Source organism: Maribacter sp. UBA3344 (assembly GCF_002362375.1).
GTDB lineage: Bacteria > Bacteroidota > Bacteroidia > Flavobacteriales > Flavobacteriaceae > Maribacter > Maribacter dokdonensis.
In genome coordinates, this window is sequence record NZ_DERI01000021.1 from 106,703 (window position 1) to 121,239 (window position 14,537).

Here is a 14,537-nt window from a genome sequence, read left to right on the forward strand (position 1 = left end):
TTAAAAATGAAACTATCGTATTTTTGACCTTATGGTTTTACCTTACGATGATACTTATTTTATGAAAAGAGCCCTTCAAGAGGCCGAATATGCTCTTGAAGCTGGTGAAGTGCCCGTAGGTGCTGTAATTGTGGTGCAAGATAGAATTATTGCCAGAGCACATAATCTTACCGAAAAATTAAATGATGTTACCGCACATGCGGAAATGCAGGCAATAACATCTGCCGCTAATTTTCTTGGGGGAAAATACTTAAAAGACTGTACATTATATGTAACCTTAGAGCCATGTCAAATGTGTGCAGGAGCGCTATATTGGAGCCAGATAGGTAGAATAGTTTATGGGGCTAAAGATATAGAGCGTGGTTGTGGTGCAATGGGTACCACCTTACATCCCAAAACCAAGATCATAGGTGGTATTTTAGAGGTGGAGTCGGCTAGTTTGTTGCAAGAGTTCTTTGCTAAAAAGAGAAAGTAAAACTTAGATGTAAATTGAAAAACCACGCAAAAGCGTGGTTCATTGATGTTTTTGATAAAAAAGAAAATAAATTATAGTACCTGAACTTGTCCGGCAACCGTACCTTTTCTTCCTTCTTCTTCTTCATAGCTCACTCTATCACCTTCTCTAATTTCAGTGCCATGTAATGCGGTGGCATGAACAAAAATATCTTTTCCAGTTTCTTCATTGGTTATAAACCCATAACCTTTAGATTCGTTGTAAAATTTGACGGTACCAATCATTGTATTGAAATTTTAATATTATGATTCTAATTTAATATAATTTTGCGTTGATTGGTAGCGAATTGCCCTATTAATTTTTTGGAGAGTCTTGATTATCAGTGTTTCTAGGCTCTTTTCCTTGCATTTTTCTTACATTTTCATCTGTGAGCATATAATCTTTGAATTTTTTCCCTTTGCTCTCTTTGATTAAGAAGAGTGGCATTGCCAATAAAAACAATCCTAAGGTACCAGAGCCTATATATTTATGGGATAAAGCTTCTTGACCGTTATCTAAGGTGAATCCGTAAATAATCAATCCAAAGGAGATTACAACTATAAGGGAAATAAGGTACTTCATTTTATTACTTTTATCTTGAGCGGCTGCTATTCTTTATTTGGTAAATCTTATTAATTCTCTTCTGTAGGCGGTCAATAGTTTAGATTTGGATACAAAGCCCATGTATTTTCCATTCTTTACAACGGGTAAATTCCACGCCCCACTATCTTGAAATTTTTGCATTACGATCTGCATGGTATCAATGCCGTAATAAATATGGTCCGGTGCTTTATGTGTAAAGGTTTCTACTTTTGTAGTGTTGTACAGTTTAGTATCGAACATGAACTCCCTAATATCGTCCAATAGAATAATACCTAAAAATTTTTGATGGGCATCTACCACGGGGAATATATTTCGGGTAGATTTTGCAACGGAATCATGTAACATTTCTCCCAATGTCATTTCTGGATGTACCGTTTTAAAATTGGTCTCTATCACGGTGTCTAGGTCCATAAGGGTAAGTACGGCTTGATCTTTGTTATGGGTCAATAGTTCACCACTTTCTGCCAGCTCTCTGGTGTAAATAGTGTAATCTACCGTGTTTTTTGTAATAATGTATGAGATCGATGCAGTAATCATTAACGGAACAAACAAGGCATAACCACCAGTTATTTCTGCAATAAGGAAAATAGCCGTTAAGGGTGCATGTTGTACACCGGCAATTAAGCCTGCCATGCCTATTAAGGTGAAATTACTTTCCGATACCGAAAAGCCCAAGCCTGAATTGTTGATCAGTTTAGCTACTACATTTCCTAAAGCGCTGCCCATGACCATGGTGGGAATGAAAATTCCACCGGCCCCACCTGCCGCTAACGTGGTGGTCATTGCTACTGCTTTAAAAATGGTGATACCGAACAGTAATGCAATAACGATCCAAATATTATCAATGTAAGCGTCAAAAGGGGTTTTTCCCAAGGCATTAATATGGTCTCCTTTTAGCAAGTCGTTTATGAAGGAAAAACCTTCACCATATAACGGAGGTATAAAATAAAGCATAATTCCAATAGCCAAACCGCCTACCAAAAGTCTGTACTTAGGACTCTTTAATGGTTTAAACAAGTTGATAATGCCAAAATACATTTTAGTAAAATAGATCGATGCAATGGCGGTACCAACGCCTAAAACGATGTAGAATAGGGTGTCTTTTACTTGGAACGGTTCATTGATCGAGAAATTGAACAATACTTCATTGCCCATAAAGAAGTAGGAGGTAAGTACGCCACTTATGGATGCCAGTAATAATGGTAACATTGATATCATCGTAAGATCTAGACTAAATACTTCTACCGCAAAAATAATAGCCGCAATGGGCGATTGAAAAATAGATGAAATGGCACCTGCAGATGCACAGGCAATTAGTAAGGACCTTGTCTTAGAGTTGATATGAAACAATCGGCCAAGGTTAGAACTTATTGCAGCGCCGGTTGCCACTGCAGGACCTAATAACCCCACCGAACCACCAAAACCAACGGTTAAGGGAGCAATGATCAATTGAGTGTATACTTGTTTAACATCTATATGACCTTTGTTTTTTGATAAGGAGAAAAGAATGGAAGAAACCGCATGTTTCAACTTCTCTTTGTGGACATATTTTACGTAGAGAAACACCAGGGTTAAACCTACGATTGGTAAAATGAAATATAATTGATTGCTAGAGAAAATAATTCCTTTCTCTAAGGATGCCTCAATAAAATAAGTAATATTCTTAAGTGTTACCGATGCTAAACCGGCCAATAAGCCAACAACAACACTTAAAATGTAAATAAAGGTCTTTTGTGAGATGTTCTTATATCTCCACTTATAAATACGCCTTAAGAAATTGTTTGTTTGTATGGGCATTGTATAACCATATCGTTAGTAGCCATCAAAGGTATTTAATTACTTGCTATGATTTTTGATTTAAGTTCTTCTAAATCTAACAGGTAAATTTGACGAAGTGTTTCAACATATGCTCTATTGTTATAATAGCCGTTGTTAAAATCTACAATGGCATCTTCGATCATGTTTAGAGCTGCCTTTTTATGGCCTTCATTTAATAATAGTTTTGCTTTATAATACTTGGCATCTGCAGAGTTGGTGAAGTATTGTATGACTTTGTCAAAATTCTCATTTGCTTTTTCTTTGTTATCAGATTCGTAATAGGCTATACCTCTATAAAGAAACGCTTCTAATTCTACCCAATCTTCACCAGAATCTTCAGTTTCTTTGGTAATATGTTTATCCCAATAAGCAACAGAGTTATCATAGTCTTTTGCGCCTAAATATGCAATGCCACGCCAATAATCTACACTATGCCCTTGTGGATAATCTAAATATGGGGTTATCGTATCTGATGAATTAAAATCTGCGATAGCCTTTTCATAATCTCTATAAAACCATAAGTAGAGGTAACCTCGCCATGGAATTCGTTGTTCAGGATTTAATACTACCGCTTTGTTATATTGTGGAAGCCATTCATTGGGTAGACCTCGTTTTAAATCGGCTACAGAAAGTTCATAAACCCCAGGTTCAAAGGTTGGGTCTATTGAAACAGCTTCAGCAATACCATTTTGAAAAGCAACTGAGCCTTGCATATAGAAAGTAGCATCTTTAAACCTTTCTTCGGCTAGGGTTCTTGGATTTTTTGCGTTATCACTCTTTCCACAGGAAATAGATAACAAGAACGTAAAACTACTAAGGAATAATTTCGACCACTTTTCCATTTTCTATTCGGTATGAAACGTACATGTAATAATTACTAGAATCTTCTTGAAATTCAAGAGCATTCCAGTTTTGGGGCATTGCAGTAAAATTTAAAAGAGAATCTACCATTTTTGTATTTAATTCTTTTTCCTCTAAGTCTAAATTCATTTGAATGATTTCAAACCAACCTGGATTTCCTTCGCAATTCACTAAAAAACGAAAATTTAAATACCCTGAATCATCAAAAGTATCTCCTAGGTAATATTTTGCCAAGTTTTTTCTGAACTGACTTTTGGTATTTGCGTAAGCATTTAAACCCGCTCCACTATACGTATGATAAATATTGCCATCATCACATAAAGAATAGACATCATTTAGTAATGCTTTCTCCTGATCAATATACCCTATATAGTTTTTATAAGGTTTGTCGGTGGTATCATAAGCTTTTTCGAACTTGTAGTAAAAATACCCAGCAAAAACACTTAATATGAGCAAAATGCCCAATATACTAAACAATAAAATTTTTATCCATTTTTTCACAAAGTGAATTTAACAAAAAATACCTTACATGGATATTACTTCTTTTATTGTAAAAATTGAAGCCAGTGAAGAACAAAAAATCCTGCACTTGGGCAGGATTTTTAATTATGTAGGGAAATCAAGTACGGTTATTCTTGTATATCTAACTTTAAGTTCAATTCTTTTAATTGTTCGTCGTCAATTGCTGCAGGGGCATCGATCATGACATCTCTACCACTATTGTTCTTAGGGAATGCAATGAAATCACGTATGGTCTCCTGTCCGCCTAAAATAGCAACGAGTCTATCTAAACCAAATGCCAATCCGCCATGAGGTGGTGCTCCGTACTGAAAGGCATCCATCAAGAATCCAAATTGTGCTTTTGCCTCCTCGGGAGTAAAACCTAAGTGCTTGAACATGGTTGCCTGTGTTTCTTTATTATGAATACGAATAGAACCACCGCCTATTTCATTACCATTCAATACTAAATCATAAGCATTGGCGCGAACAGCACCTGGATCGGTATCCAATAATTCTAATTGACCTGGTTTTGGCGATGTAAATGGGTGGTGCATGGCGTGGTAGTGACCCGTTTCTTCATCAAGTTCCAATAATGGGAAATCAACTACCCATAATGGAGCAAACTCGTTTGGCTTTCTCAACCCTAATCTGGTGGCCATTTCCATACGTAGCGCACTTAACTGTGTTCTTGTTTTATTGGCGTCGCCGGAAAGAACGCAAATAAGGTCGCCTGGTTTAGCACCGGTTACCGCTGCCCATTTTGCCAAATCGTCTTGGTCGTAAAATTTATCTACGGTAGATTTAAAGCTTCCGTCTTCGTTACATTTTACGTACACCATTCCATTAGCACCCACTTGTGGGCGTTTTACCCAATTTACCAAGGCATCTAATTCTTTTCTAGTGTAAGATGCTGCACCAGGTACCGCAATACCCACAACTAATTCAGCAGAATTGAATACACCAAATTCTTTATGTTGTGTTACAGCATTTAATTCCCCAAACTCCATTCCAAAACGAATATCTGGCTTGTCGTTCCCATATTTAGACATGGCTTCATCATAGGTCATTCTTGGGAAAGAGTCTATTTCAACACCATTAACTTCTTTTAAAAGGTATTTGGTTAAGTTCTCAAATACATTAAGAATATCTTCTTGCTCTACAAAAGCCATTTCGCAATCTATCTGTGTAAACTCTGGTTGCCTGTCTGCACGTAAATCTTCATCTCTAAAACACTTTACAATTTGAAAGTATTTATCTAAACCACCAACCATCAATAATTGTTTAAAGGTTTGTGGCGACTGTGGTAATGCATAGAACTGCCCTTCGTTCATACGGCTAGGTACTACGAAATCTCTTGCTCCTTCTGGAGTGGATTTTATTAAATACGGAGTTTCCACTTCTATAAAGCCTTCGCCAGATAAAAACTTACGAACTTCCATAGTTACCTTACTTCTAAAAATAAGGTTGTTTTGTACCGGTTTTCTACGGATGTCCAAATACCTGTACTTCATTCGCAGGTCTTCGCCACCATCGGTATCGTTCTCAATGGTGAATGGCGGCGTCTTAGATATGTTTAAAATGGTTAATTCAGAAACTAAAACTTCTATATTACCCGTTGGAATGTTTGCATTTTTTGATGCTCTTTCAATAACCTCACCTTTTATTTGAATAACAAACTCTCTACCTAAGTTTCTTGCTTGCTCCAATAATTCTTTAGAAGTACGATCTTCATCAAGCACTAATTGTGTTATACCATAGCGATCACGAATATCTACCCAAACAACAAAACCTTTATCTCTTGTTTTGGAAACCCACCCAGAAAGGGTAACTGTTGTACCAATATGTGATTCTCTTAATTCCCCGCAGGAATGGCTTCTATACATAATACTTGCTTTAATGAAAGGGCAAATTTAAGAAGTCTATTTCATAGTAGGTCTATATTAAATGCAGGTTTTACTCGATGACTGGTTTTACGAAACAACCTTTGTAAACAAGGTTAATGTACTGGTAAATAGTCTTTTATGACTTCAATGTTAATTTAATGTTATGTAAAAGTTACCTAAACATTGATTAATTGCAAAATAATTGTATCTTTATACCGTTATCATACAAGAAATCAGTAATCAAAAAAAATATATAATTATGAAAAAGATACTAATTATTGCCGTAATGGCATTGTCGTTTGGATCATACGCTCAAATTGATCCAGTTTTTGAAAAAGAAGGAGATAAAGTAAAAGCAACATACTTTCATGCTAATGGAGAGAAATCCCAAGAAGGTTATTTTGTAAATGAAAAGCTAGATGGCCAATGGAAAATGTTCAATGAAAAGGGAGAGAAAATAGCCATGGGTAACTATGATAGCGGTGTTAGAACCGGTAAGTGGTTGTTTTGGGAAGGTGATGTAAGAAGTGAAGTTAATTTTGACAACAATAGAATTGCAAGTGTTTCTAAAGCAAGCAAAAAAGATCCTGTTGTAAGCAATAAGTAAATCAACTAATTCAAATATAAAAGCCCGTATTCATTTGAATACGGGCTTTTTTTATATCAATTTTTAGAGATGCTTAAGCAGCACTTTCCAATTGCTCATTGTTATCTGTACTGTTACTTCCCCAGTTTCTAAATTTTATTTTTATACGGTACACAATATTGAATAATACCGGTACTATAATTAAAGTTAAGAAAGTGGCAACTAATAAACCAAAGATAACCGTCCACGCTAATGGCCCCCAAAATATTACGTTGTCTCCACCCATATAGATCTTAGGGTTAAATTCTGAGAACAGTGAAAAGAAATCTATATTTAGTCCTATTGCCAAAGGGATCAGACCAAGCACTGTTGTAATTGCCGTAAGAATTACAGGTCTTAATCTTGCCTTACCACCAACAATCATAGAATCTGTAGCATCTTCAATAGTCAATAGGTCGCTGTCGTCCATATCTAATCTTATCTTTTTACGGTCTATCAGTATCTGTGTGTAATCTAGGAGTACCACTCCATTGTTCACAACAATACCTGCCAGCGAAATAATACCCATCATGGTCATCATAATAACAAAAGACCATCCAGTGATCATTAACCCTCCAAATACACCAATAAAACTCAAGAAAATGGCGATCATAATGATCAATGGCTTGGATATACCACCAAACTGGAATATTAAAATAAGCATGATCAATCCTAATCCTGAGAAAAAAGCACCAATTAAGAATTCTTGTTGTTTCTTTTGTTCCTCTAATTGACCTGTATAATCAATTTTAACCGTTTCTGGTTTTCCTTCGAAACCACCTTCCATTTCTTGTTTAATTTCACCTACAATAGCATTAGCATCTGTAAAGCCAGGTTTTAATCCGGAGTAAATGGTTACTACACGTTTACCATCACGATGTTTAATGGCGCTAAAACCCGAGGTGTTTTTCTCTTTGGCTACGGCAGAAATTGGTATTTCTTTGATTTGACCGTTAGATGGGTCCCTAAAAATAATATTCTGATTGAATAAGGCACTTTTATTATATCTAAGATCTTCGTTGAATCTAACGTTGATGTCATAATCTTCGCCATCTTCTTTATATACGCCTGCTTTTTCGCCAAAAATGGAACGTCTTAATTGATTACCTACCTGACCAACGGCCACACCAAGTTCACCGGCTTTTTCACGATCAACTATTACTTGCATGGCAGGTTTGCCCTTGTTCACATCAATTTTTAACTCCTCTATACCTGCAATATTTTTGGTGTTGATGAAGTTTTTAATGTCTTCGGCAGTACTAATGAGCTCATCATAATCGCTACCCTCAAGCTCAATGTTAATAGGGAAACCAGCTGGCGGACCATTGGCATCTTTTTCAACGGAAATGGCAACACCAGGGTAAATACCTTGTAATGCAGCTTGTACACGAGCCCTGATGTCTTCTGTGTTCAGACCTTCTCTGTATTTGTACTCACTAAAGTTTACGGTTACTTTACCTTTATGTGGCATTTCTGCCGAAGAACCACCATCTGTTAATGGGTTACCGGCACCTTCACCAACTACCGATACCGCTGAGGCCATCATAAAGTTTTCCCCGTTCTTTTTGTACTTAGGGTCATCCATTATGGCGTATACTTGATCTTCTACCTCTTTGGTGATTTCATTGGTTTTTTCAATAGAGGTTCCTTCAGGATACTCTACATACACATAGATTTCATTCGGTTTGTTGTCCGGAAAAAACTCAATTTTAGTACGTCCACTACCAACCGACATGCCAAATAACATAAATACACCGATCAACATGAAAAAGGTAATACCAAAATACCAGTATACATTACTACCTCTAAGGGCGTGCTTTAGACGTTTTTCATACCAATTTTCAAAACGAACCATGGTTTTACGCTGAAATTGTATAGCAGCACCTTTAATTACATATTTGTATACCCAGAACATGATACCGGTTAAGATCAATACAGATCCTAAGCCTCTCATAGCACCACCAAATATTAAGATTAAAGCTCCCAATACCCCCAAAATAATACTCATACGAATAAGCTGCTTTAGGGTCAGTTCTTTTTCATCGGTACTCATAAATTTAGAAACCAACATAGAGTTCATGAAAATAGCAACGAACAATGAGGATCCCAATACAACAGAAAGTGTGATAGGGAAATAAATCATAAACTGCCCAAAAATACCTGGCCATAATCCTAACGGTACAAATGCTGCTACTGTTGTTGCGGTAGAAATGATAATAGGGTAGGCTATTTCACCAATTCCCTTTTTGGCAGCTTCGGTTCTGGAAAGACCTTCGTCCATTAATCGGTAAACGTTTTCTACCACTACAATACCGTTATCTACCAACATACCAAGCCCCATGATCATACCAAATAAGATCATGGTATTTAGCGTATAACCAAGCCATGACAATATTACGAAAGACATGAACATTGACATAGGTATGGCAAAACCAACGAATAGGGCATTTCTAAATCCTAAGAAGAACATTAAAACGGTTACAACTAAAATGATCCCGAATATGATGTTGTTCACTAAATCGTCTACCTGGTTCAAAGTTCTAGTAGAAGAATCATTGGCAATAGAAATATTAAGATCTGGCGGAAAATAATCAGCTTCTTCCTTCTTGACCAATTCTTTGATTTTGTCTGCGGCAGATATCGCATTTCTACCAGCTCTCTTCTTTACATCGAGCATGACTACATTCTTACCAAACTCACGGGCGTAGGTGGTTTTATCCTTAGCATGAAAATTAACGGATGCAATATCCTTAAGGTACACGGCGCCATTCTCAGACTTGACCACAAAATTGTTCAATTCTTTTGGATCTTCTACTTCGCCTAAAATACGAATGGTACGTCTTTGACCAACTGTTTTCAGGTTACCAGCCGACATTGTCATATTACCATTGCTAATGGCATTGATAACATCTTGAAAACTAATTTTAGCGGCCATCATCTTATATATGTCCACGCCAATTTCTACTTCTAGATCTTGGGCACCACGTATATCGGCCTGTTTAATTTCTGGAAGGTCTTCAACTTCATCTTGTAGGTATTCTGCAAATTCCTTCAGTTTTTCTACAGGATAATCTCCCGTAAAATTGATGTTCATGATGGGAACTTCTTCAGAGAAATTTAAATCGAAAACATTTGGTTCTACCTTAGCTCCGTTGAACGTTGGCCAGTCTTCACTAGCCTTTTCACTATCAACTTCGTCCTTAACCTTTTGTTTGGCTTGTTCTACGGTTATATCCTCATCGAATTCTACGGTTAAAATTGCGTAATCTTCTTGAGAGGTTGACGTAATCTCTACTACGTTACTTATGTTCTTTAATCTATCTTCTAAAGGGTCTGTAATCAGTTTTTCAATATCCTCGGCAGTGTTGCCAGGGTAGGGTGTACTGATATAAATTTTGGTTTCTATGATTTCAGGAAAATCTTCTCTGGGCATAGCCATATAAGCACTGAAACCTAACCAAAGAAAAATGGCGATCATGACATAAATAACCGAGGGGTTATCTATGGACCATGATGAAAGACCGAATTCCTTATCGGCGTTCTTTTTTACTTTACTCATCGATCTTTATTTTTTAATTTTAACTTTTTGACCATCCTTGACGCTTCTTGCGCCTTCTTTGATAATATGGTCTCCGTCGTTTAATCCTGTTAAGACCTCTATAGCTGCACCTTGGGTTTTACCTGTGGTGATTATGGTTCTTTTTACGATTGATTCTCCATCTGCATTTGGTTCATCTGCAACAAATACATACTGTTCCCCTTCTGCATTTTCAGAGATTATACTTGTTGGTATCAAAATTGCATCTTCGCTGGTGTAATCATTAATGTTCACCTTTGCCGAAAGATTAGGTTTAATTTTACCTTCTTTGTTCGGTACCGGTATTTCAGCTTCAAAAGAACGGTTAGACGGATTGATGAAATTACCCGTTTCCCTGATCTTAGTAACAACGCTATCACCTAGTATAGGAAAATAGACCAAAGCTTCCTTTCCTTTTGTAACATTGCCTAAATAAGCTTCTGGTACTTCTACTTCAATATACATATCAGACAAGTTAACTATGCGAAATACCTCAGATCCCTGTCCTGGTGCAACCACAGTACCTTGGTCTTTAATTACATTGTCTATGATTCCTGAAAATGGAGCTCTGATCGTAGACTTGCCTAACTGGCTTTGCGCTTGTGATACCATGTTTTCGGCCGCTTCATAATTCGTTTTTGCCTGTAGGTACTGAATTTCCGATCCAATATTCTGATTCCAAAGACGTTCTTGACGTTCAAAAGTTGTTTTGGCTAAAGATGCCTGTGTCTTCAATTGGTTTAATTGACTTGACATTCCGCCATCATCTATGGTTGCAAGAACTTGTCCCTTGCTTACACGGTCCCCTTCTTTAACGTATACCCTTTGTAAGGTACCTGCCATTTCTGGGTAGATCAGTACATTCTGTTTGGTACTTACATCTCCTTGCAATTCCAGATAGTGATTAAATATTTCCTTTTTGGCTGTTAATGTATTTACTAAAGGTAACTTCTCTTCATTGCCCAAAATGGCAATTGCAGAGTCCAAAGATTTTAGTTGGGCATCTATCAGTTTTTGCTGGGTAGTTATTTCATTTTTTTTGGCTCTTATGGCCTCAAGGTTTTTTCCCGAAATAATTTCAGCTACCGATTGATCTTCACCACCACATGAGTAAAGGCTTATGACGGCTATTAATAAAATAGGTAATTTCTTCATGATCGTTTTTTTTATGATTGATTATTTAGGATTTTGTATTTAGTATAATTTCTAGATCCGTTTTTTTATTGATAACCTCAACCATTGACTGTAAAAACTCTTGTTGAGTGGTATATAGTTGGGTTTGTGCTTGGCGCAACTCAAAACTGGTAGCCAATCCTTCTTTGTATTTAATTTGATTTTTGTTTTCTATACGTTCAGAAAGTAATAGGTTTTGTTTTGCCGTTTCATAATTGTTAATGGCTAACGTATAGTCGTTCTTGGCGTTCTCTAACTGTAATCTAATTTGTTGTTCTGCTTCCGTTAATTGTGTTTTTGCCTTTTCTAACGCAATTTTTGCACGTTGTGTACTGGCACTACGCTTTAAAGAACTGAATATTGGTATGTTGAGGTCAAGGCCCAATATGGAAGAATCAAACCACTCTGGGTCTCCACTAAAGAAATCAAAACTTTCTGAATAGGAAGAACTACCGTAGTTTATAAAAGCGTTTAAAGTGGGTAGGGCTCTACTTCTAGACAATTTCCATTCGTAATAACGTTGCTCGTTTAAGTTTTCGGCAAGTTTATAATCTACATTGTCGCTGATATTAAAAGCTGTACTTAGTATGCTAAGATCCATTTTAGAAACGGTAAGGTCTTCTAGATTTTCTTGTAATTGCGTAGGTGCATTTAAGTCTAAACCTAAACTAACATTGAGCATTTGTAAGGTAATCTCTTTTAGTCTAAGTGCATTTTGTAATTGGTTTTCTACAGAAGAAAGTGTTATTTGAAGTTGGTCTACACTTTCTTCATCTCCTAACCCGTTTTCGTACAATTTGGTTGTTTCGTAAAGGTTTTTTTTAAGGTTTGCCTTATTCTTTTCTAAAATCTTTACCGATTCTTCTGCCAATAAAACGTTGCCGTAGGCTTCAACTACTTGTTTTCTAACATCTAGCTCTGTTTTTTCTTTATTATTGGCACTATAGCTCAAAAAGGCTTTTGTTGCCTGAACACCAACAATGTATGACCCATCAAAAATTTGCTGGGTTAAGGTTGCCGTGGCAGTCATAGATTGGGGTTGGGAAAATACTACCGGAATAAACTCACCTGCCGCACCCCCAACAAGCTCTGCAGGCAAAAGGGTAACGGGTTGTTTTAACTGGTTTTGATACCCAACTGATCCGTTTATTTGAGGTAAGCCACCCGCAATAGTTTCCCATTTTTGCTTTTGGGCATCTATGATGTCCCTATTGGCGTTTATAGCGGCGTAGTTGTTTTCTAAAGCAAATTGAATTGCCTCATCTAAGGTAAAAGAATAGGTCTGTTCTTGTGATAGACCTAAGTTTAGACTTAGAACAGTGATTAAGATTACTAATTGATTTCGCATTTATTCTTGATTTGAATTGATGATGTTATTTAATATGGTTTTCCCTTTAGGAGTAACTATACCTCGTAAATGATATTCCAAAAATGAATCCATAAGTTCAGATATAGGAAAAAGGTCTAAAGGGAAAATGTTCTGATCTTTAATGGTATTCATTCCGCTAAAATATATTCGGGCTACAAATTCAGGATTTACATTATCTCTAAAAAGCCCTTGAGCTAGCCCTCTTTCTACATTTGAAAGCACACACTTATGCATTTTTTCAAATTGCATAAGTTTTAGCGATTTATGGATTTTAGGGTAGTATTTCATTAATTGGAATTGAGAAGAGCTTTTTTCGTTGTTCAAATGGGACATTACAAACCTTTTGATTTCGTATAATTCTTCAATAGCATTCTTTTCCATAGCTATTATTAGATCTATACCTTCATTTAAAACACAAAACTTAGCCATAACGCAATCTTCAATAAGCGAAGTCTTATTTTCATATTCGCTGTAGATCGTTTTTTTGGACATGCCTATTTCATTGGCAATATCATCCATTGTTATACTTTTAAAACCGCGTTCCAAGAATAGCTGTGATGCCGTATTCCGTATTTTTTCTTTCATAACGAGTGCAAATATACACCAGGAAACTTTAGAAACTGTAAAAGTTTCCAAAGTTTTACAATTTGTTAATGTCGTTTAGAAACTTCATCCGTTGTTTATAGATTCATTACGTGCCACGTATTCTTTATAAGCTTGTTCGCCTTCATTCTTCCAGAATTCATCATAGTGTTTCCACTTGGAAAAATCTGTTCTCATAGGTTTGCATGGATCAAATTTTGAAAATCTCTTGTGTTTATCCTTTTTCTTTTTTTTGTTGTTAGGACCATCACCACCACCAAAACCAAAGATTATTTTAGATAATAGTAGTATGCCAAGAGCTTTCCAGTAGTCTATTTGAGGTAATCCAAAAATATCTGGCATAAGCCAATTCCATAAACGCATAACAATGTAGCCTACTAAAAAGACTATAATGATCCCTAGTAAAATATACATGAGAATTTTGAACGCTTTATAAACATAATATTGAGCTGATTTTTCCATGGTTTTTTCCAAATTAGATTTCATAATGCTATTTTTTAATGTTCTATTTTTTTAAGAAGTATTGAAAGTGCCCTATGTCTTCTAGACATTAGTGTGCCTTGAGGTATACCGGTTTCCATTGAAATTTCTTTGTAGCTATAATTTTCAAAATCAACTGCAATTATGATATCTCTATAAACAGGCTTTAATTCCTCTATGGCAATCTTTAGTTTTTCTTGTATTAGTGCAGGGTATTCATTTGAAGATTGATCATAGAACAAATAGGTAAAATCTGTCCAGAGTTGTTCTAGTTGCTCTTGGTCATCAAACCGTGTTCTTTTGGTGCGTAATATATCTGTAATCTTATTTTTGACGGCATTATACACATAACCACCAATGTTATGTATTGGTAAAGCATCTATAGGTCTAGAGAAAATACGTAAAGCAACATCTTGTATAATATCTTCGGCATCACTTTCTGATGTTTGTTTAATTTTAGATTGAATGTAGCGCTTGATCGAGCTGTATTCTTCTTCAAAAAAACTATTCAGGTTTGTGTTATCTTTTTGGTCAGATGCCATCCAAGAGCT

Annotated in this window: 14 protein-coding genes; 2 read left to right on the forward strand and 12 right to left on the reverse strand. The window is 36.2% G+C overall.

The window, feature by feature from the left end:
- Positions 1-31: 31 nt before the first annotated feature.
- Positions 32-475: a nucleoside deaminase gene (locus B2Z27_RS13725; RefSeq protein WP_058104382.1), complete on the forward strand. Its 444-nt coding sequence runs from the start codon at positions 32-34 to the stop codon at positions 473-475.
- Positions 476-546: 71 nt separating this feature from the next.
- Here the strand turns inward: B2Z27_RS13725 and B2Z27_RS13730 are convergent, their stop codons facing one another.
- The 6 genes from B2Z27_RS13730 to aspS all read right to left on the reverse strand — a co-directional run bounded on the left by B2Z27_RS13730 (position 547) and on the right by aspS (position 6,159).
- Positions 547-738: a cold-shock protein gene (locus B2Z27_RS13730; protein WP_058104381.1), complete on the reverse strand. Its 192-nt coding sequence runs from the start codon at positions 736-738 to the stop codon at positions 547-549.
- A gap of 70 nt (positions 739-808) precedes the next feature.
- Positions 809-1,075: a hypothetical protein gene (locus B2Z27_RS13735; protein ID WP_058104380.1), complete on the reverse strand. Its 267-nt coding sequence runs from the start codon at positions 1,073-1,075 to the stop codon at positions 809-811.
- 33 nt (positions 1,076-1,108) lie between these two features.
- Positions 1,109-2,893, reverse strand: coding sequence for a chloride channel protein (locus tag B2Z27_RS13740; protein WP_058104379.1), 1,785 nt, complete (start codon positions 2,891-2,893; stop codon positions 1,109-1,111).
- 35 nt (positions 2,894-2,928) lie between these two features.
- Entirely contained in the window at positions 2,929-3,756 is an 828-nt protein-coding gene (locus B2Z27_RS13745) for a tetratricopeptide repeat protein (RefSeq protein ID WP_286814068.1), read from the reverse strand.
- The gene (locus B2Z27_RS13750) at positions 3,728-4,276 is read right to left on the reverse strand and encodes a hypothetical protein (protein WP_286814069.1); all 549 of its coding nucleotides are present in this window, start codon (positions 4,274-4,276) and stop codon (positions 3,728-3,730) included. Before B2Z27_RS13750 ends, B2Z27_RS13745 begins: the two co-directional genes overlap by 29 nt.
- Positions 4,277-4,404: 128 nt before the next feature.
- Positions 4,405-6,159: an aspartate--tRNA ligase gene (gene aspS, locus B2Z27_RS13755; protein ID WP_286814070.1), complete on the reverse strand. Its 1,755-nt coding sequence runs from the start codon at positions 6,157-6,159 to the stop codon at positions 4,405-4,407.
- 259 nt (positions 6,160-6,418) lie between these two features.
- Here aspS and B2Z27_RS13760 point away from each other — a divergent pair, with 259 nt between their 5' ends.
- Positions 6,419-6,766 carry a toxin-antitoxin system YwqK family antitoxin gene (locus tag B2Z27_RS13760; RefSeq protein WP_286814071.1) on the forward strand — a complete coding sequence of 116 codons (348 nt, stop codon included), beginning with the start codon at positions 6,419-6,421 and terminating at the stop codon, positions 6,764-6,766.
- Positions 6,767-6,839: 73 nt separating this feature from the next.
- Here B2Z27_RS13760 and B2Z27_RS13765 read toward each other — a convergent pair whose 3' ends face one another.
- The 6 genes from B2Z27_RS13765 to B2Z27_RS13790 form a co-directional block, all read right to left on the reverse strand.
- Positions 6,840-10,343: an efflux RND transporter permease subunit gene (locus B2Z27_RS13765; RefSeq protein WP_286814072.1), complete on the reverse strand. Its 3,504-nt coding sequence runs from the start codon at positions 10,341-10,343 to the stop codon at positions 6,840-6,842.
- Between the two features lie 6 nt (positions 10,344-10,349).
- A complete protein-coding gene (locus tag B2Z27_RS13770; RefSeq protein WP_286814073.1) occupies positions 10,350-11,516 on the reverse strand; it encodes an efflux RND transporter periplasmic adaptor subunit in 1,167 nt (388 codons plus the stop codon).
- Between the two features lie 25 nt (positions 11,517-11,541).
- Complete coding sequence (locus B2Z27_RS13775) at positions 11,542-12,882, reverse strand: TolC family protein (RefSeq protein ID WP_286814074.1); 1,341 nt, start codon at positions 12,880-12,882, stop codon at positions 11,542-11,544.
- A complete protein-coding gene (locus B2Z27_RS13780; RefSeq protein ID WP_286814075.1) occupies positions 12,883-13,488 on the reverse strand; it encodes a TetR/AcrR family transcriptional regulator in 606 nt (201 codons plus the stop codon).
- 84 nt (positions 13,489-13,572) lie between these two features.
- Positions 13,573-13,992 carry a hypothetical protein gene (locus tag B2Z27_RS13785; RefSeq protein WP_074671217.1) on the reverse strand — a complete coding sequence of 140 codons (420 nt, stop codon included), beginning with the start codon at positions 13,990-13,992 and terminating at the stop codon, positions 13,573-13,575.
- 11 nt (positions 13,993-14,003) lie between these two features.
- On the reverse strand, positions 14,004-14,528 hold the full coding sequence (locus B2Z27_RS13790) for an RNA polymerase sigma factor (RefSeq protein ID WP_286814076.1): 525 nt from the start codon (positions 14,526-14,528) through the stop codon (positions 14,004-14,006).
- Between the last annotated feature and the right edge of the window lie 9 nt (positions 14,529-14,537).